Raw genomic sequence first — 18,775 nt, forward strand, 5'->3', positions numbered from 1 at the left:
GGTGAAGGGAAGGGCGGAACGCTCGGGAAGCGGAAGTATAGCCCCCTGCAGTCGCCATCGCGACCCGACCTCCGTCGGAGTTTTCCTGACGTGCGGCGGCGCGGGCAGATTGCAAAAGGGCGCTGGCGACCTCATCTGGGTGGTTCCAGTCCTTTCCTCGTCCGCATCGCTCCGGCCCCCGGTCGGCGCGCTGTCGTCCGTGCATTTTCGCGCTATTGAGGCAGCCATGTCCGCATTCCAGCTCTCCACCCGCTACACCCCGGCCGGCGACCAGCCCGAAGCCATTCGCCAGATGGTGGAAGGCCTGGAGGCAGGTCTGTCGCACCAGACCCTGCTCGGCGTGACCGGTTCGGGCAAGACCTTCAGCATCGCCAACGTCATCGCCCAGGTGCAGCGCCCGACCATGGTGCTGGCGCCTAACAAGACCCTGGCCGCCCAGCTCTATGGCGAATTCAAGGCCTTCTTCCCGAACAACTCGGTGGAATACTTCGTCTCCTACTACGACTACTACCAGCCGGAAGCCTATGTGCCCTCGTCGGACACCTTCATCGAGAAGGATTCGTCCATCAACGACCACATCGAGCAGATGCGCCTGTCCGCCACCAAGGCGCTGCTGGAGCGCAAGGACGCCATCATCGTCGCCTCGGTGTCCTCCATCTATGGCCTGGGCAGTCCCGAGGCCTACCTGAAGATGGTGCTGCACCTGGACCGCGGTGACCGCATCGACCAGCGCACCATCCTGCGCCGGCTGGCCGAGCTGCAATACAGTCGCAACGACATGGAATTCGCCCGCGCCACCTTCCGGGTGCGCGGCGACGTCATCGACATCTTCCCGGCGGAATCCGACCTGGAAGCCGTGCGCGTCGAGTTGTTCGACGACGAGGTGGAGAGCCTGTCGGCCTTCGATCCCCTGACCGGCGAGGTGATCCGCAAGCTGCCGCGTTTCACCTTCTATCCCAAGACCCACTACGCCACGCCGCGCGAGACCCTGCTGGGCGCCATCGAGAACATCAAGCTGGAACTGGCCGATCGCCTGGAATGGCTGCGCAGCCAGAATCGCCTGCTCGAGGCCCAGCGCCTGGAGCAGCGTACCCGCTTCGACCTGGAGATGATCCTCGAACTGGGCTACTGCAACGGCATCGAGAACTACAGCCGCTATCTGTCGGGCCGTGGTCCGGGCGAGCCGCCACCCACCCTCTACGACTATCTGCCGAGCAACGCCCTGCTGGTGATCGACGAATCCCACGTCACCGTTCCGCAGATCGGCGCCATGTTCAAGGGCGACCGCTCGCGCAAGGAAACCCTCGTGGAATACGGCTTCCGCCTGCCCTCAGCGCTGGACAACCGGCCACTGAAGTTCGAGGAATGGGAAGCCGGCGCGCCCCAGACCATCTTTGTCTCGGCGACCCCGGGACCCTATGAGGAAGAGCACGCCGGGCGCGTGGTCGAGCAGGTGGTACGACCCACCGGCCTGGTCGATCCGGTGATCGAGATCCGCCCGGCCACTACCCAGGTGGACGACCTGCTCTCCGAGATCCGCCTGCGGGTGGCTCAAGAGGAGCGGGTACTCTGCACCACCCTGACCAAGCGCATGGCCGAGGACCTCACCGACTACCTGGCCGACCACGACGTGCGGGTGCGCTACCTGCACTCGGACATCGATACCGTGGAGCGGGTGGAGATCATCCGCGACCTGCGCCTGGGCACCTTCGACGTCCTGGTGGGCATCAACCTCCTGCGCGAAGGTCTGGACATGCCCGAGGTCTCCTTGGTGGCGGTGCTCGACGCCGACAAGGAGGGCTTCCTGCGTTCCGAGCGCTCGCTGATCCAGACCATCGGCCGGGCGGCGCGCAACCTCAACGGCAAGGCCATCCTCTACGCCGACAGCATCACCGGCTCCATGCAGCGTGCCATCGACGAGACCGAGCGCCGCCGCAACAAGCAGCTGGCCTTCAACGAAGAACACGGCATCGTGCCCCAGGGCATCAAGAAGGACATCCGCGACATCATGGAAGGCGCCGCGGCTCCGGGTGCCAAGGGCAAGCGGCGGGTGGCCAAGGCGGCCGAGGACAAGGGCGAATACGCCGCCGAACTGCGTTCGCCCAGCGAGATCGGCAAGCGTATCCGCCAGCTCGAAGAGAAGATGCTGCAACTGGCGCGTGACCTGCAGTTCGAGTCCGCCGCCCAGCTGCGCGACGAGATCCAGGCCCTGCGCGAGCGCCTGGTCCAGGTCTGAACCCGCTCCAACTGGCAGCGCCAGGGCTGGCGCTGCTACCATTCCGCCTTTGTCCCTTCGCGTTTCTCGAGAAAGCCGATGACCACCGTTCGCACGCGCATCGCGCCGTCGCCCACTGGCGACCCGCATGTCGGTACCGCCTATATCGCCCTGTTCAACCTCTGCTTCGCCCGTCAGCACGGCGGTCAGTTCATCCTGCGCATTGAGGATACCGACCAGGTCCGCTCGACCCGCGAATCCGAACAGCAGATCTACGACGCCCTGCGCTGGCTGGGCATCGAGTGGGACGAGGGCCCGGACGTCGGTGGCCCCCATGGTCCCTATCGGCAGAGCGAACGCGGCGAGATCTACTGGAAATACGCCCGGGAGCTGGTGGAGAAGGGCCATGCCTTCTACTGCTTCGCTACGCCCGAAGAGCTCGACCAGATGCGTGCCGAACAGCAGGCGCGCGGCGAGACCCCCCGCTACGACGGTCGCGGCCTGCGCCTGACCCCGGAAGAAGTGCAGCAGCGCCTGGACGCTGGTCAGCCCTATGTGATCCGCATGAAGGTGCCGGAGGAGGGTGTCTGCGTCGTCCCCGACCTGCTGCGCGGCGATGTCGAGATCCCCTGGGATCGCATGGACATGCAGGTGCTGATGAAGGCCGACGGCCTGCCCACCTACTTCCTCGCCAACGTGGTCGACGACCACCTGATGGGCATCACCCACGTCCTGCGTGGCGAAGAGTGGCTGCCCTCGGCGCCCAAGCTGATCAAGCTCTATGAATACTTCGGCTGGGAGCAGCCGCAGCTGTGCTACATGCCGCTGCTGCGCAACCCGGACAAGAGCAAGCTATCCAAGCGCAAGAATCCCACCTCGGTGACCTTCTATCAGCGCATGGGCTACCTGCCCGAAGCCATGCTCAACTACCTCGGCCGCATGGGCTGGTCCATGCCGGACGAGCGCGAGAAATTCACCCTGGACGAGATGGTCGAGCACTTCGACCTCCAGCGCGTCTCCCTGGGCGGTCCGATCTTCGACGTCGAGAAGCTCTCCTGGCTCAACGGCCAGTGGCTGCGCGAGCTCAGTCCCGAGCGCTTCGCCGCCGAGGTACAGCAGTGGGCGCTCAATCCCGAGTACCTGCTCAAGATCGCCCCGCTGGTGCAACAGCGGGTCGAGACCTTCAGCCAGATCGCCCCGCTGGCCGGCTTCTTCTTCAGCGGCGCCCTGAATCTGGATCCGGCGCTGTTCCAGCACAAGAAGCTGTCCGCCGACCAGGTCCGCCTGGTCATGCAGTTGCTGCTGTGGAAGCTCGAAGCCCTGCGCCAGTGGGACAAGGAGCGCATCACCGCGGTGATCCAGGCGGTCGCCGAGCACCAGCAGCTCAAGCTGCGGGACGTCATGCCGCTGCTGTTCGCCGCCATCACTGGCCAGGCCAGTTCGGTCTCGGTGCTCGACGCCATGGAGATCCTCGGGCCGGACCTCACCCGCTTCCGCCTGCGCCAGGCGGTCGAGTTGCTGGGCGCGCCCTCCAAGAAGGAAACCAAGGAGTGGGAGAAGCTGCTGGCCGAACTCGGCTGACAGTCGCCCGACCGACCCCGACGTCGGGGTCGGCTTCCTCCTCGCGCCAGGATGGCCCCGATGACCTCCGTGACTCCCCAGCGGCACAATCTGCTCGAAGACGTGCTGGCCTTGCTCAGCGCGACCCTGATGATCGCCCTGGCGGTCAATCTCTATCGCCACGCGGGCCTGCTCACCGGCGGTACCGCGGGCCTGGCCTTTCTCGCCCAGTACGGCACGCGACTCTCCTTCGGGCAGGCGTTCTTTCTCATCAACCTGCCGTTCTACTGGCTGGCCGTGCGGCGCATGGGCTGGGCCTTTACCCTGCGGACCCTGGCGGCGGTGACCCTGGTGTCGCTGCTTACCGAGCTGACCCCGCACTTCGTCGCCTTCAGTGCCCTGCAACCCCTCTATGCCGCCGTGATGGGCGGCGTACTGATGGGCGTGGGGCTGCTGATCCTCTTCCGCCACCAGGCCAGCCTCGGCGGCATCAACATCGCCGTGCTCTATCTGCAACAGCGCTATGGCTGGCGGGCGGGCAAGGTGCAGATGGGCATCGATTGCCTGATCGTCCTGCTGGCGCTGTGGGTCGTCGAGCCAGGTGCCATCCTCGTCTCCATCCTGGGCGCCGTGATCCTCAATCTGACCCTGGCGATCAACCATCGGCCGGGGCGTTACAGCGCTATCAGCTAGGGGCTTTCCGTCGCGCAGGCGCAACTTCGATTGGTCCGCGACCCGCCTTGGCTTTAAGATGGCGCCCATTTTCGGCGGCCCAGCCGTCGTCATCGCAAGTTGAAGAGGTCTCCATGAGCTGCGATTTCCTGGCGCAAGCCCTTCCCGGCGTACAGAAACTCTCGCCCTACGTGCCCGGCAAGCCCGTCGATGAACTGGCCCGCGAACTGGGCCTGGCGCCCGCCAGCATCGTCAAGCTCGCCAGCAACGAGAATCCCCTCGGCCCCAGTGCCAAGGCGCTCGAGGCCATCCGCGCCGAGCTGGCCGAGCTGACCCGCTATCCCGATGGCGGCGGCTTCGACCTCAAGCAGGCCCTGAGCCAGAGGTTCGGTGTGGCCGCCAACGGCATCACCCTGGGCAACGGCTCCAACGACATCCTCGAATTGGTCGCCCGTGCCTACCTGGCGCCCGGCTACAACGCCGTGTTCAGCGAGCATGCCTTCGCCGTCTATCCGCTGGTGACCCTGGCGATCGGTGCCGAAGGCCGTAGCGTCCCGGCCAAGGACTATGGGCATGACCTCGAGGCCATGCTCGCTGCCATCGATGCCGACACCCGGGTGGTCTTTGTCGCCAATCCCAACAACCCCACGGGTACCTGGTTCGACAGCGAGGCCCTGGCACGCTTCCTCGCCCGCGTCCCCGAGCATGTCCTGGTGGTGCTGGACGAGGCCTACATCGAATACGCCGAAGGCGACGAGTTGCCGGACGGCCTGGCGTTCCTGGCCCAGTACCCCAACCTCATCGTCTCGCGGACCTTTTCCAAGGCCTATGGCCTGGCCGCCCTGCGCGTCGGCTATGCCTTCTCCTCGCCGACCGTGGCCGATGTCCTCAACCGGGTGCGCCAGCCGTTCAATGTCAACAGCCTGGCCCAGGCCGCGGCCTGTGCGGCCCTGGCCGACAGCGACTACCTGGCCCGCAGCCGGGCGCTCAACGATGCCGGCATGGCCCAGCTGGAAGCCGGTTTCCGCGATCTCGACCTCAAGTGGATTCCCTCCCGTGGCAATTTCATCGCCGTGGACCTGGGGCGCGACGCTGCGCCGATCAATCAGGGGCTGCTGCAGGAGGGCGTCATCGTGCGGCCCGTCGCCGGCTATGGCATGCCCACCTTCCTGCGCGTCTCCATCGGCACCGAAGCGGAAAATGCCCGTTTCCTGGCGGCGCTGAGCAAGGTCCTGGGTCGTGGCTGAAGTGGCCACCCCCCTGATCAAACGTCTCGTCGTTGTCGGCCTGGGCCTGATCGGCGGCTCCTTCGCCAAGGGCGCCCGCGCCAGCGGCATCTGCCGTGAGGTGGTCGGGATCGATCGCGATCCGGAGACCCGCCGGTTGGCGGTCGAGCTGGGCGTCGTCGACCGCTGCGTCGCCGAGCTGGCCGAGGCCTGCCCGGGTGCCGACGTCATCCAGCTCGCCGTGCCGATTCTCGCCATGGAGCGGGTGCTGGCCGAGCTTGCGGCCCTGCCGCTGCAGGGCGCCATCCTCACCGATGTCGGCAGCGCCAAGGGCAACGTGGTGCGCGCCGCGCGTCAGGCCTTCGCCGGCCAGTCGCTGCGCTTCGTGCCGGGTCATCCCATCGCCGGCTCCGAACGCAGCGGCGTGACGGCGGCCAACGCGGCGCTGTTCAATCGTCACAAGGTCATCCTCACACCGCTGGAGGAAACCCTGCCGGCCGATCTGGACAAGGTCGATCGGCTCTGGCGCGCCATAGGGGCCGATGTCGAGCACATGACCGTCGAGCACCATGACCAGGTCCTCGCCGCCACCAGCCATTTGCCGCATCTGCTGGCCTTCAATCTGGTGGACTCCCTGGCCAAGCGCAGCGAGAACCGCGAGATCTTCCACTACGCTGCCGGCGGCTTCCGCGACTTCACCCGCATCGCCGGCAGCGATCCGACCATGTGGCACGACATCTTCATCGCCAATCGCGAAGCCGTGCTGCAGGCCCTGGACACCTATCGCGCCGATCTCGACGAACTGCGTGGCGCCATCCAGGCCGGCGATGGTCAGTTCCTCATGGAGGTGCTGACCCATGCGCGCGGCGCGCGCGAATATTTCGGGCGCATCCTCGCCAGTCGTACCCAGGCCGGCGCCCAGGTCGCCGCCCATCATTCTCTTACGGAGGGGCACTCATGAGCAGTACCGCACCCGTCATCACCCTCGATGGTCCCGGCGGTTCGGGGAAGGGCACCCTTGCGGCGCTGGTCGCCCGTCAGCTGGGCTGGAATCTGCTGGATTCCGGCGCGCTCTATCGGTTGCTGGCCTTCGCTGCGCGCAACCATGGCGTGGACTACACCAACGAGGAGTCGCTCAAGCTGCTGGCGGCCCATCTGGACGTCCAGTTCCTTGCCGGGCATGAGCACGGCCAGCGCATCATTCTCGAAGGCGAGGACGTCACCGACGTCATCCGGACCGAGGAAGTCGGCGCCGGTGCCTCCCAGGTCGCTACCCTGCCTGCCGTGCGCGATGCCCTGCTGCAGCGCCAGCAGGCCTTCCGTGAGGCGCCCGGTCTGGTCGCCGACGGTCGCGACATGGGCACCGTGGTGTTCCCGGACGCCGAGCTGAAGATCTTTCTGACCGCCGGTGCCGAGGAACGGGCACAGAGGCGTTATCTTCAGTTGAAGCAGAAGGGCGAAAATGTTAGCTTGCCTGCCCTCCTGGAAGAGATCCGTGAGCGGGACGCCCGCGATAGTCAGCGTAGCGTTGCTCCGCTCAAGCCGGCCGACGATGCCGTCGAGCTGGATTCCACGCATCTCTCCATACAACAGGTATTGGAACGCATCCTGACCCTGGCCGCCGAGCGCGACCTGGCGGGATGAAGGCCGAGACTCATCCGAGTCGTCGGTGAAAGCTGCCGGGAACCAGTCGCATCCCGGCAGCCGGATGGTAACCACTCACCCCGCATGGGCTGGTCATGCGGTAGCCGGATACATCGGGTATCCATACAACAGGTATGAACATGAGCGAAAGCTTCGCAGAACTCTTTGAAGAAAGTCTGAAATCCCTCGACATGCAGCCGGGCGCCATCATCGTCGGCACCGTGGTGTCGATCGATGGCGACTGGGTTGTGGTCGATACCGGCCTGAAATCCGAAGGCCTGGTTCCGCTCGAGCAGTTCTACAACGAACAAGGCGAGCTGACCATCAACGTGGGTGACGAAGTCCACGTAGCCCTGGATGCCGTCGAAGACGGTTTCGGCGAAACCAAAGTGTCTCGCGAAAAGGCCAAGCGCGCCGAGTCCTGGCTGGTCCTGGAAGCCGCGTTCAGCGCCGACGAAGTGGTCAAGGGTGTCATCAACGGCAAGGTCAAGGGCGGTTTCACCGTCGACGTCAGCGGCATCCGCGCGTTCCTGCCGGGCTCCCTGGTCGATGTCCGTCCGGTGCGTGACACCACCCACCTGGAAGGCAAGGAACTCGAGTTCAAGGTCATCAAGCTGGACCAGAAGCGCAACAACGTTGTCGTTTCCCGTCGTAGCGTCCTGGAAGCCGAGAACAGCGCCGAGCGTGAAGCTCTGCTGGAATCCCTGCAGGAAGGCCAGCAAGTCAAGGGTATCGTCAAGAACCTCACCGACTACGGTGCGTTCGTCGACCTGGGCGGCGTAGACGGCCTGCTGCACATCACCGACATGGCCTGGAAGCGCATCAAGCATCCGTCGGAAATCGTCAACGTCGGCGACGAGATCGACGTCAAGGTGCTGAAGTTCGACCGCGAGCGCAACCGCGTCTCCCTGGGTCTGAAGCAGCTGGGCGAGGATCCGTGGGTCGCCATCAAGGCCCGTTACCCGGAAGGCACCCGCGTTCAGGCGCGCGTCACCAACCTCACCGACTACGGTTGCTTCGCCGAGCTGGAAGAGGGCGTGGAAGGCCTGGTGCACGTGTCCGAAATGGACTGGACCAACAAGAACATCCACCCGTCCAAGGTCGTTCAGGTCGGCGACGAAGTGGAAGTCATGGTCCTGGATATCGACGAAGAGCGTCGTCGTATCTCCCTGGGCATCAAGCAGTGCCGCGCTAACCCGTGGGAAGAGTTCTCGGGTCAGTTCAACAAGGGCGACCGCATCTCCGGCACCATCAAGTCGATCACCGATTTCGGTATCTTCATTGGTCTGGAAGGCGGCATCGACGGCCTGGTACACCTGTCCGACATCTCCTGGAACGAAACCGGCGAAGAAGCCGTGCGTCGCTTCAAGAAGGGTGACGAGCTGGACACCGTGATCCTGTCGGTCGACCCGGAGCGCGAGCGCATCTCCCTGGGCATCAAGCAGCTGGAAGACGATCCGTTCTCCAACTACGCCTCCCTGAACGAGAAAGGCACCATCGTGCGCGGTACCGTCAAGGAAGTCGATGCCAAGGGCGCTGTCATCACCCTGGCCAACGAGATCGAAGGCGTCCTGAAGGCGTCCGAAATCAGCCGTGACCGCGTCGAAGACGCCCGTAACGTGCTGAAGGAAGGCGACGAAGTCGAAGCCAAGATCATCAGCATCGATCGCAAGAGCCGCGTGATCAGCCTCTCCGTCAAGTCCAAGGACGTCGACGACGAGAAGGAAGCCATGAGCTCCCTGCGTAGCAAGCAAGAGCCTGCTGCTGGCCCCACCACCATCGGCGACCTGATCAAGGCGCAGATGGAAAGCCAGAACTAAGTTCGAGCTTGAATAAAAGGCGACCCTTCGGGGTCGCTTTTTTTTGTCCGGAAGAAAGCGGGCAGGGTGGTCACGGCCCGTAAAAAGTTGTGGAGGCCAAGCTGCCGGCTTGACTTTTCAAAAATCGGCCAGCGTGCTAAAAGTCCTTGAAGGTGATCTAGCCGCTTGATAACGAAGGAAAAATCCATGACCAAGTCGGAGTTGATCGAGCGCATCGTTTCCTATCAGGGGCAGCTGTCGTCCAGGGACGTCGAGCTGGCGATCAAGACCATGCTGGAGCAGATGGCCCAGGCGCTTTCCACCGGGGACCGTATCGAGATTCGGGGCTTTGGCAGCTTCTCGCTGCACTATCGGGCTCCCCGTACCGGACGCAATCCCAAGACCGGCGAGTCGGTGCTGCTGGACGGCAAGTTCGTCCCGCACTTCAAGCCTGGCAAGGAGTTGAGAGACAGGGTCAACGAGCTGGAGCCATAAAGCCGTCGCCCCTTTTTCCTTTGTCCGCTGCTTTCTGGCAAACCACTGATTTCTCTGTATTTTTAGTTTCTGTTGCGGTCGTCAAAAAAGCGTTATCGAGCAAGCCACTAGCGGATTTTTGACGTTTACAAAAAAAGTCAAGTCTTTTTGATTTTTTTGTAGACGAGTTCCGATTTTTGTATGAGACTTCCTTCACATAAGGTCTTGGGTGACCTCGTAGTCCACGCCGAGTGAGGAAGTTGTCATGCGCCACTATCTTTTCATCTGGATCGGTATCGCCGCCTGCTTCACCAGCATGCAACTCGGTCACCCTTTCCTGGCTGTAGCCGCTCTGGCCGGTAGCTGGATGGTTGCCCTGTTCCTGCAGCCCGCTCAGCGCGTCGAGAGCTTCTCGCGCCACTACGTCGCCCAGCCGGCCGCGCGCTTCCAGGCCGTTGAAGTCCAGACTTCCGCCAAGACCTTCTAAGGTTCTCACGTTTTTTCGGCCCGCCGCGCTCAGGTTCGGCGGGCTTTTTTATGCCTGCGTTTTGCGTCGCTAGGCCCCTGCGGGGCAATGTCTTACCATAAGCGCCCTTTCCTGGCTGACTGGCACGGCGCAACGCATTGATGGAACGCAAGATTCTGGTGACAGGGGCGGGGGGCTTCGTCGGCGCGGCCCTGGTTCGGCAGCTGCAGACCCGGGGTTATCCGGTGGTCGCCGCGCAACGCCGGCCGACAGCCGCCGCGGTTGATGGTGGGGTCATTCCGGTGCTCCGCGATCTCTCCGCCGCTACCGACTGGTCCGCGCCTCTGGCAGGGGTGGACACCGTCATCCACCTCGCGGCCCACGTCCACCAGCTGGGCGAGCAGCCAGGGGCCGCCAGCGAGGCGCGCTACGACGAGGTGAATCGGGCCGCGACCCTCAAGCTGGCCCGGGACGCCCAGGCTGCCGGCGTCCGTCGCCTCATCTTTGTCAGCAGCATCAAGGTCAATGGCGACTGGACCCTCCCCGGCAAGCCTTTTCGCGCCGACGACCAGCCTGCGCCCACCGATGCCTACGCACGTTCCAAGGCGGCGGCCGAGCGGCAACTGCTGGCGCTGATGGCCGAGACCGGACTGGAGGTGGTCATCGTGCGCCCCCCACTGATCTACGGACCCGGGGTAAAGGCCAATGTGGCGCGCCTGCTGGACACCCTGGCGCGGGGCGTGCCGCTGCCCCTGGGGGGCGTTCGGCACAACAGGCGTAGCCTGCTGGCGCTGGAGAACCTGCTCGATCTGTTGATCCTGTGCATCACCGCGCCTGAGGCCGCTGGCGCCATCCTGCTGGTCAGCGACGATGAAGATATTTCCACCGCCGAGCTGCTCGAATTGCTCGGTGAAGGCTTGGGTCGCAAGCCCAGGCTGATCGCCGTTCCGCCCGCCTGGCTCGAACGGGGTGCCCGACTGCTGGGCCGAGGCGAGGTGGCGCAGCGCCTCTGTGGTTCACTGCAGGTCGACATCCGACCCACCAAGACCCTGCTGGGCTGGCAGCCCCCCGTGTCGGCGCGAGCCGGCTTGCGTGCGCTGGGGGCGCAGTGGGCCGCTGCGGAGGGGCGCAGATGATGCTACTGCTCTTGCTCCTGACCGGTGGCTGCAGCTGGCTGGGCACGGCGGCGCTCCGTCGCTACGCCCTGTCCGGCGGCCTGCTCGACGAGCCCAACGCCCGCAGTTCGCACCAGGTGGCGACGCCCCGCGGCGGTGGTCTGGCGATCGTCGTAACGTTCGTGCTCGGTTGTGTCGTGCTGCGCCTGCTGGGACAGCTTGATCCGGTTTCCTGCGGCGTCCTGATAGGGGCGGGGCTGCTGGTGGCCGTGCTCGGGTTCATCGACGATCATCGGCACGTGGGCGCCGGCTGGCGTCTGCTCGGCCATTTCCTGGCCGCGATCGCTGCGCTGGTGTGGCTGGGCGGCTATGGCGCCTTGCCGGCGCAGCTCTCCGCGGTGCTGGGATTGCCCGACTGGCTGGTGATGACCCTGGGCGTCCTCTATCTGGTCTGGCTGCTGAATCTCTACAACTTCATGGATGGCATCGACGGCATCGCCGGCGGCGAAGCGCTCGTCGTCTGTCTGGGCATGGCGCTGATCTATGCCATGACCGGCCATGGGACCTTGCTGGGTGCGCCTCTGCTGCTGGCCGCGGCCGTAGGGGGGTTCCTGTGCTGGAACTTCCCGCCGGCGCGCATCTTCATGGGCGATGTGGGCAGTGGCTTTCTCGGCCTGATCCTCGGCATGCTGTCCTTGCAGGCGGCGCTGATCGAGCTGTCGCTGTTCTGGGCCTGGCTGATCCTGCTCGGCGTCTTCGTGGTCGATGCGACCTGGACCCTGTTGCGGCGTCTGAGCCGGGGCAAGAAACCCTACGAAGCCCATCGCACCCACGCCTACCAGTGGGCCTCGCGGCGGCATGGCGCCCACCGGCCAGTGACCCTGGCGGTGCTGGCCATCAACCTGTTCTGGTTGCTGCCTATCGCTTTGCTGGTGGGGCTGGGGCTTTTAAGTGCCATACTGGGGCTCTTGCTTGCCTATGGGCCCTTGCTTTGCCTGGCCCTCCGATACCATGCTGGGACCGATGAGGTAGCCATGGCTGCGCAGTCCACGGGATTCAGGGATTAGGGACACTGACATGTTGCGTGACCATCTGGTCAAGCTGAACCGGCGTACCAAGAGAGTTATCCAGGTCGCGGTCGACCTCCTGCTGATCTGGCTCTCGCTCTGGTTGGCCTTCTATCTGCGCCTGGGCTCCGTGCAGATGATCGAGCCCTTCAGCGGGCATGCCTGGCTGTTCATCACCGCGCCGGCCATCGCCATTCCCCTGTTCATTCGCTTCGGCATGTACCGCGCGGTCATGCGCTACCTGGGCAACGATGCCCTGATCGCCATCGCCAAGGCGGTAACGCTTTCGACGCTGCTGCTGTCGGTGGTCATCTACTGGTATCGCGATCTGCCGGAGATCGTCCCGCGCTCGATGATCTTCAACTACTGGATCGTCAGCCTGATCCTGATCGGCGGCCTGCGTCTCGCGCTGCGCCAGTACTTTCTGGGCGACTGGTATCGCGCCATCACGGTGCCCTTCATCAAGCAGCCGGACGAGCTGCCGCGGGTTGCCATCTATGGCGCCGGCTCGGCGGGCAACCAGCTGGTCGCGGCGCTGCGCATGGGCCGCGCCATGCGTCCGGTGGCCTTCATCGACGACGACAAGAGCATCGCCAATCGCATCATCGCCGGGCTCAAGGTCTACACCCCCAAGCACATCCAGCAGATGATCGACGAGACGGGTGCCGAAGAGATCCTCCTGGCGATTCCCTCTGCCACCCGGGCACGGCGACGCGAGGTGCTCGGCCTGCTGGAACCCTATCCGCTGCACGTCAGAACCGTGCCGCGGATCAGCGACCTGGCCTGCGGCAAGGTACAGGTGGACGACCTCCAGGAGGTCGATATCGCCGACCTGCTGGGGCGGGATCCGGTCACGCCCCGGCCCGAGTTGTTCGCGCGCTGTATCACCGGTCAGGTGGTGATGGTGACTGGGGCAGGGGGGTCCATCGGCTCCGAGCTGTGTCGGCAGATCATCGGCCAGAAACCGCGCACCCTGATCCTGCTCGACCACGCCGAATTCAATCTCTACAGCATCCATCGCGAGCTGGACGCCCATCTCCAGCGCGAAGCCCTGCCGGTTACCCTGGTGCCGGTGCTGGGCTCCATCCGCAACGCTCCGCTGCTCCTGCAGGTGATGCGGCACTGGAAGGTGGCCACCCTCTACCATGCGGCGGCCTACAAGCACGTGCCCATGGTCGAGCACAACATCGCCGAAGGGTTCGGCAACAACGTCCTGGGGACCCTGAATGCCGCCCAGGCGGCCATCCAGGCCGGCGTCACCAGCTTCGTGCTGATCTCCACCGACAAGGCGGTACGGCCCACCAACATCATGGGCAGCACCAAGCGCCTGGCCGAGATGATCCTGCAGGCGCTCAGTCGGGAAGCGGCGCCCGTGCTGCACGGCCAGGCCGACGGTATCCACCAGGTCAATCGCACCCGCTTCACCATGGTGAGATTCGGCAACGTGCTGGGTTCCTCCGGTTCGGTCATCCCGCTGTTCCGCACGCAGATCCGCAAGGGCGGGCCGGTCACCGTCACCCATCCCAAGATCACCCGCTTCTTCATGACCATCACCGAGGCCGCTCAGCTGGTCATCCAGGCCGGCGCCATGGGCGAGGGCGGCGACGTCTTCGTGCTGGACATGGGCGAGCCGGTGCGCATCGTCGAACTGGCCGAGCAGATGATCAAGCTGTCGGGTCTGAGCGTGCGTTCGCCGGCCAACCCTCATGGCGATGTCGCCATCGAGTTCACCGGCCTGCGCCCCGGCGAAAAGCTCTATGAAGAGTTGCTCATCGGTGACGACGTGAGTCCGACGTCCCATCCCAAGATCATGCGTGCGAGCGAAGACTTCCTGGCCTGGGAGGCCTTCCGCGCCGCCCTCGTCGAGCTCAGTCGCGCGATCGATGCGGGTGATTACCTCCGCGTCCGGCAACTGCTGCGGGACGTCGTCGCCGGCTATTCCCCCGAAGGCGATATCGTCGACTGGCTGCACGGCAAGCGATCCATCGAGTGATCCCGTCCACGCTTTCTTTCGGCCTGGATTTGAAGCCGAGCACAGAAGCGGCAGCCTCCCCCCGCTAGGCTGAACTTTCTTTTCCTGCCACTGTTTAACTCAGGTCTTTGGGTGCATAGCTGTAGCTGTGACCCGAGCCAGGGATGGCTGCGCCGTCCTCCGATGTCTCGCCCGCAGCGCCGGGCGCGATGATGTACAAATCGATATAGGCAGGATTCAGGATGAAGGTACTGGTAACAGGTGGCGCGGGTTTCATTGGTTCCGCCGTAGTACGTTTTCTTATCAACGAAACCCAATGCAAGGTTGCCAACGTCGACAAGCTGACGTACGCCGGTAACGTGGATTCCCTGGCCGAAGTCGCCGACTCCGACCGCTACGAATTCCACCAGGTGGACATCTGCGATTTCGCCGCGCTGCAGCAGGTCTTCACGTCCTTCCAGCCCGACGTGGTCATGCACCTGGCTGCCGAGTCCCACGTGGACCGCTCCATCGAGGGCCCTGCCGCCTTCATCCAGACCAACGTGGTCGGTACCGGCGTCATCCTGGAAGTGACCCGTGCCTACTGGAACGAGCTGGCGCCGGAAGCCAAGGCGGCCTTCCGGTTCCACCACATCTCCACCGACGAGGTATACGGCGACCTGCACGGCACCGACGACCTCTTCACCGAGACCACCCCCTATTCCCCGAGCTCGCCCTATTCGGCCAGCAAGGCCGGCAGCGACCATCTGGTGCGCGCCTGGGGCCGGACCTACGGCCTGCCGGTTCTGGTGACCAACTGCTCGAACAACTACGGCCCCTATCACTTCCCCGAGAAGCTGATCCCCCACGTCATTCTCAATGCCATCCATGGCAAGCCGCTGCCGATCTATGGCGACGGCTCCCAGGTGCGTGACTGGCTGTTCGTCGAAGACCATGCCCGCGCCCTCTACACCGTGGTGACCCAGGGCGAGGTCGGTGAGACCTACAACATCGGCGGCCACAACGAGAAGCGCAACCTGCAGGTCGTCGAGACCATCTGCGACCTGCTCGAAGAGCTGGCGCCGCAGAAGCCCGAGGGCGTCGAGCGCTATCGCGACCTGATCACCTTCGTCAAGGATCGTCCCGGTCACGACATGAGATACGCCATCGATGCCAGCAAGATCGGCCGCGAGCTAGGCTGGACGCCGGCGGAGACCTTCGAGACCGGCATGCGCAAGACCGTCACCTGGTACCTGAACAATCGCGAGTGGTGGCAGCGGGTGCTGTCCGGCGCCTACCGCCTCGAGCGTCTCGGCGAAGCCGTTTAACGATCCTATCGCGGACACGCCCGTGGGCGTGTCCGACCGACAGCAACAGTCAATTTTCAGAGGACGATTGCCATGAGCAAATACAAGGGAATTCTGCTGGCCGGTGGCTCCGGTACCCGTTTGCACCCCATTACCCTGGGCGTGTCCAAGCAGTCGCTGCCGATCTACGACAAACCCATGATCTACTATCCGCTGTCCGTGCTGATGCTGGCCGGTATCCAGGAAGTGCTGATCATCTCGACGCCCGCCGACCTGCCGGGCTTCCAGCGCATGCTCGGCGACGGCAGCCACTTCGGCATGCAGCTGAGCTATGCCGAGCAGCCCAGCCCGGACGGCCTGGCCCAGGCCTTCATCATCGGTCGCGAATTCGTTGGCGATGACAACGTCTGCCTGGTCCTCGGCGACAACATCTTCTACGGCCAGCGCTTCAGCGAGACGCTGCTGAAGGCCGCGAGCGTGGAGAAGGGCGCCACCGTGTTCGGCTACTACGTCGCCGACCCCGAGCGTTTCGGTGTGGTCGAGTTCGACGAGCAGGGCAAGGCCCTGAGCATCGAAGAGAAGCCCAAGAAGCCGAAGTCCAACTACGCCGTCACCGGTCTGTATTTCTACGACAACGACGTGCTGGATATCGCCGCCAACATCAAGCCGTCGCCCCGCGGCGAGCTGGAAATCACCGACGTCAACAACGAGTACCTGCGCCGCGGCTCGCTGAACGTCTCCCTGCTGGGCCGTGGTTTCGCCTGGCTGGATACCGGTACCCATGACGCCCTGCTGGAAGCCGGCCACTTCGTTCAGACCATCGAGAAGCGTCAGGGGCTGAAGGTCGCCTGCCTCGAAGAGATCGCCTTCCAGAAAGGCTGGATCACCTGCGAGCAGATGGCGCTGCAGGCCGAAGCCCTGAGCAAGACCGGTTATGGCCAGTACCTGGCGCGTCTGTGCAAGGAGCAGGACTGATGCAGGTCTTCGAAACCGCGATCCCGGACGTCAAGCTGATCGAACCCAAGGTCTTCGGTGACGACCGCGGCTTCTTCCTGGAATCCTTCCAGGCGGAGCGCTATGCCGAGCAGGCGGGGATCACCCTGGCGTTCGTGCAGGACAACCACTCGCGTTCCGCCCGCAACGTGCTGCGTGGCCTGCACTTCCAGCGCAGCAAGCCGCAAGGCAAGCTGGTGCGTGTCGTGCGTGGCGAGGTGCTGGACGTGGCCGTCGACATCCGTCGCGGTTCGCCCACCTTCGGCAACGTGGTCGCCGAGATCCTCTCGGAAGACAACAAGCGTCAGCTCTGGATACCGCCGGGTCTGGCCCACGGCTTCGTGGTGCTGTCGGAAACCGCTGATTTTGAATACAAGTGCACAGATTATTACGATCCCTCTGATGAAGGGTCTTTGATCTGGAATGATCCGGATCTGAATATCGACTGGCGGGTTACGGATCCCATCCTGTCCGCCAAAGATGCACAAGGCCTTCGATTGGCGGAGCTGTATAGATGAAGATACTGGTTACCGGAGCGAACGGTCAGGTCGGACGTTGTCTGACCGATCGTCTTCAGCGTTCAGAACTGGCATGGGAGGCCCATGGACGTGCCACTCTGGATATCGCTGACGAAGGCTCGGTAACCAGCCATCTCGAGCGATTCGCTCCCGACGTCGTGATCAACGCGGCCGCCTACACGGCGGTCGACAAGGCCGAGCAGGAGCCGGAGATCGCTGCCCGCGGCAATATCGAAGGCCCTGCGGTGCTTGCCCAGGCCTGCGGCGCCGCCGGCATCGCGCTGCTGCACCTGTCCACCGACTACGTGTTCGACGGCACCGCCACCGAACCCTATCAGGTCGAGGATCCGGTCAGCCCGTCCGGGGTCTACGGCATGACCAAGCTGGAAGGGGAGAACCGTGTGCTCTCCGCCTGCCCGCGCTCGGTGGTGCTGAGAACCGCCTGGGTGTTCAGCGAACACTGCAACAACTTCCTCAAGACCATGCTGCGGCTCGCTGCCGATCGCGACGAACTGCGGGTGGTGAGTGATCAGGTGGGTTGCCCGACCTACGCTGGCCATATTGCCGACGCCCTGCTGCAGATCGCCGCCCAGGCTCATGCTCAGCCTGAGCAGACCGCCTACGGCCTCTATCACTTCGGCGGTGACAGCGGCCTGAGCTGGTGCGACTTCGCGCGCTACATCATCGACGCCGGCCAGGAGCTGGGCATGCTGGAGCGGGCGCCGCTCATCACCGGCATCGCCACCTCCGAATTTCCGACCCTGGCCAAGCGTCCGGCCTATTCCATGCTGGATTCCAGCGCGCTGGAGCAGCGCTTCGGCATCCCGCCCAGCGACTGGCGCCAGGGCGTTCGCCAGACCCTGCTGGCGCTGCGGACCGAGCGTGCCCAGGCGGGCTCGCTGGTGAGTTGACCGCCTGACCCGTTGCGTTAAGCTCTGCGAATCAAACAGCGGAACACGGAGGTTCCTCTATGAGATTCGTCTGGATAGTCACCTTGCTCGCTCTGTTCGGCTCCTGGGCCAATGCCTGCGAGTCCGGCCCGGGGGCTGCAACCAAGCCAGCCTCGACAGCCAGCCTGGCGCCCCTGAACATCAATGTCGCCGACGCCACCGCGCTGCAAGGGCTGCGGGGGATAGGGGCCGTCAAGGCCCAGGCGATCGTCGACCATCGCCAAGCCCATGGCGCCTTTGCCTCGGTGGACGAGCTGCTCGAGGTCAAGGGGATCGGCAAGGCCCTGCTGCAGCGCAACCGCGACCGCCTCAGCGTCGACTGATTTTCGGCAAACTTTAGTCGGTTCTCGGCACCTTTTTACCAAGCCATTGTTTTCGCTGGATTTTTAGGATCTGGCACAGGCATTGCTCTATCTCTGACACGAGTGGGTACGGCGTCAATTTCCCGTGCCAGAGGAGCAGAGCAAATGGTTCAAGGTGTCGAGTTCAATCGGTTGATGCTGGAAATGCGTTCCATGCAGACCGAAGCCATGGCCCGGTCGAAAGCCGTCGTAGCTCCGGCTGCCGGCGCGGAACAGGTCCAGGGTCCGAGCTTCGCCGACATGCTCAGCAAGGCCGTGGGCTCCGTCAACGAAACCCAGCAGACCGCCGGCGAGCTGGCCAAGGCCTTCGAGCTGGGTCAGGGCGGCGTCGACCTCACTCAAGTCATGATCGCTTCGCAGAAGGCCAGCGTCTCCGTGCAGGCCTTGACCCAGGTACGCAACAAGTTCGTGCAGGCGTACCAAGACATCATGCAAATGTCGATTTGAGGACGGTCT

Annotated in this window: 17 protein-coding genes and 1 pseudogene; all 18 read left to right on the top strand. The window is 64.1% G+C overall.

The features are described 5' to 3' along the window. Positions 1 to 226: 226 nt before the first annotated feature. A complete protein-coding gene (gene uvrB / locus QKY98_RS17370) occupies positions 227 to 2,236 on the top strand; it encodes an excinuclease ABC subunit UvrB (RefSeq protein ID WP_058791660.1) in 2,010 nt (669 codons plus the stop codon). 78 nt (positions 2,237 to 2,314) lie between these two features. Beyond that, positions 2,315 to 3,796 carry a glutamate--tRNA ligase gene (gene gltX / locus QKY98_RS17375; RefSeq protein WP_007160402.1) on the top strand — a complete coding sequence of 494 codons (1,482 nt, stop codon included), beginning with the start codon at positions 2,315 to 2,317 and terminating at the stop codon, positions 3,794 to 3,796. Between the two features lie 60 nt (positions 3,797 to 3,856). Next, positions 3,857 to 4,468 carry a YitT family protein gene (locus tag QKY98_RS17380; protein ID WP_007160401.1) on the top strand — a complete coding sequence of 204 codons (612 nt, stop codon included), beginning with the start codon at positions 3,857 to 3,859 and terminating at the stop codon, positions 4,466 to 4,468. A gap of 113 nt (positions 4,469 to 4,581) precedes the next feature. Further along, positions 4,582 to 5,694 (top strand): histidinol-phosphate transaminase, encoded by a 1,113-nt coding sequence (hisC, locus tag QKY98_RS17385; RefSeq protein WP_027601679.1) that lies wholly within the window; start codon positions 4,582 to 4,584, stop codon positions 5,692 to 5,694. Continuing rightward, a pseudogene (locus tag QKY98_RS17390) lies at positions 5,687 to 6,610 on the top strand (prephenate dehydrogenase/arogenate dehydrogenase family protein); the annotation flags it as partial. The gene hisC and the pseudogene QKY98_RS17390, both read left to right, overlap by 8 nt. A 20-nt stretch (positions 6,611 to 6,630) precedes the next feature. Beyond that, positions 6,631 to 7,317: a (d)CMP kinase gene (cmk, locus tag QKY98_RS17395; RefSeq protein ID WP_007160398.1), complete on the top strand. Its 687-nt coding sequence runs from the start codon at positions 6,631 to 6,633 to the stop codon at positions 7,315 to 7,317. Between the two features lie 140 nt (positions 7,318 to 7,457). After that, complete coding sequence (gene rpsA / locus QKY98_RS17400) at positions 7,458 to 9,137, top strand: 30S ribosomal protein S1 (RefSeq protein ID WP_007160397.1); 1,680 nt, start codon at positions 7,458 to 7,460, stop codon at positions 9,135 to 9,137. Positions 9,138 to 9,323: 186 nt separating this feature from the next. Continuing rightward, positions 9,324 to 9,611, top strand: a complete 288-nt coding sequence (ihfB, locus tag QKY98_RS17405) for an integration host factor subunit beta (protein ID WP_007160396.1) — start codon at positions 9,324 to 9,326, stop codon at positions 9,609 to 9,611. A gap of 244 nt (positions 9,612 to 9,855) precedes the next feature. Next, positions 9,856 to 10,077, top strand: a complete 222-nt coding sequence (locus tag QKY98_RS17410; RefSeq protein WP_007160395.1) for a hypothetical protein — start codon at positions 9,856 to 9,858, stop codon at positions 10,075 to 10,077. Positions 10,078 to 10,217: 140 nt separating this feature from the next. Continuing rightward, complete coding sequence (locus QKY98_RS17415) at positions 10,218 to 11,192, top strand: NAD-dependent epimerase/dehydratase family protein (protein ID WP_108581166.1); 975 nt, start codon at positions 10,218 to 10,220, stop codon at positions 11,190 to 11,192. Further along, entirely contained in the window at positions 11,192 to 12,238 is a 1,047-nt protein-coding gene (locus tag QKY98_RS17420; protein WP_284671336.1) for an MraY family glycosyltransferase, read from the top strand. Before QKY98_RS17415 ends, QKY98_RS17420 begins: the two co-directional genes overlap by 1 nt. A 10-nt stretch (positions 12,239 to 12,248) precedes the next feature. Continuing rightward, the gene (locus QKY98_RS17425) at positions 12,249 to 14,231 is read left to right on the top strand and encodes a polysaccharide biosynthesis protein (protein ID WP_037006952.1); all 1,983 of its coding nucleotides are present in this window, start codon (positions 12,249 to 12,251) and stop codon (positions 14,229 to 14,231) included. Positions 14,232 to 14,452: 221 nt separating this feature from the next. Continuing rightward, positions 14,453 to 15,517, top strand: coding sequence for a dTDP-glucose 4,6-dehydratase (gene rfbB / locus QKY98_RS17430; protein WP_027597984.1), 1,065 nt, complete (start codon positions 14,453 to 14,455; stop codon positions 15,515 to 15,517). 72 nt (positions 15,518 to 15,589) lie between these two features. After that, positions 15,590 to 16,471, top strand: coding sequence for a glucose-1-phosphate thymidylyltransferase RfbA (rfbA, locus tag QKY98_RS17435; RefSeq protein ID WP_007160390.1), 882 nt, complete (start codon positions 15,590 to 15,592; stop codon positions 16,469 to 16,471). Beyond that, complete coding sequence (gene rfbC / locus QKY98_RS17440) at positions 16,471 to 17,007, top strand: dTDP-4-dehydrorhamnose 3,5-epimerase (protein ID WP_007160389.1); 537 nt, start codon at positions 16,471 to 16,473, stop codon at positions 17,005 to 17,007. Before rfbA ends, rfbC begins: the two co-directional genes overlap by 1 nt. Beyond that, the gene (gene rfbD, locus QKY98_RS17445) at positions 17,004 to 17,918 is read left to right on the top strand and encodes a dTDP-4-dehydrorhamnose reductase (RefSeq protein ID WP_042132995.1); all 915 of its coding nucleotides are present in this window, start codon (positions 17,004 to 17,006) and stop codon (positions 17,916 to 17,918) included. The genes rfbC and rfbD overlap by 4 nt, the downstream gene beginning before the upstream one ends. 59 nt (positions 17,919 to 17,977) lie before the next feature. After that, positions 17,978 to 18,280: a ComEA family DNA-binding protein gene (locus QKY98_RS17450; protein WP_042132997.1), complete on the top strand. Its 303-nt coding sequence runs from the start codon at positions 17,978 to 17,980 to the stop codon at positions 18,278 to 18,280. 144 nt (positions 18,281 to 18,424) lie between these two features. Next, the gene (gene fliE / locus QKY98_RS17455; protein ID WP_007160386.1) at positions 18,425 to 18,766 is read left to right on the top strand and encodes a flagellar hook-basal body complex protein FliE; all 342 of its coding nucleotides are present in this window, start codon (positions 18,425 to 18,427) and stop codon (positions 18,764 to 18,766) included. Positions 18,767 to 18,775: the final 9 nt, after the last annotated feature.

This window comes from Pseudomonas sp. HR1, assembly GCF_030175875.1.
Taxonomy (GTDB): domain Bacteria; phylum Pseudomonadota; class Gammaproteobacteria; order Pseudomonadales; family Pseudomonadaceae; genus Chryseomonas; species Chryseomonas oryzihabitans.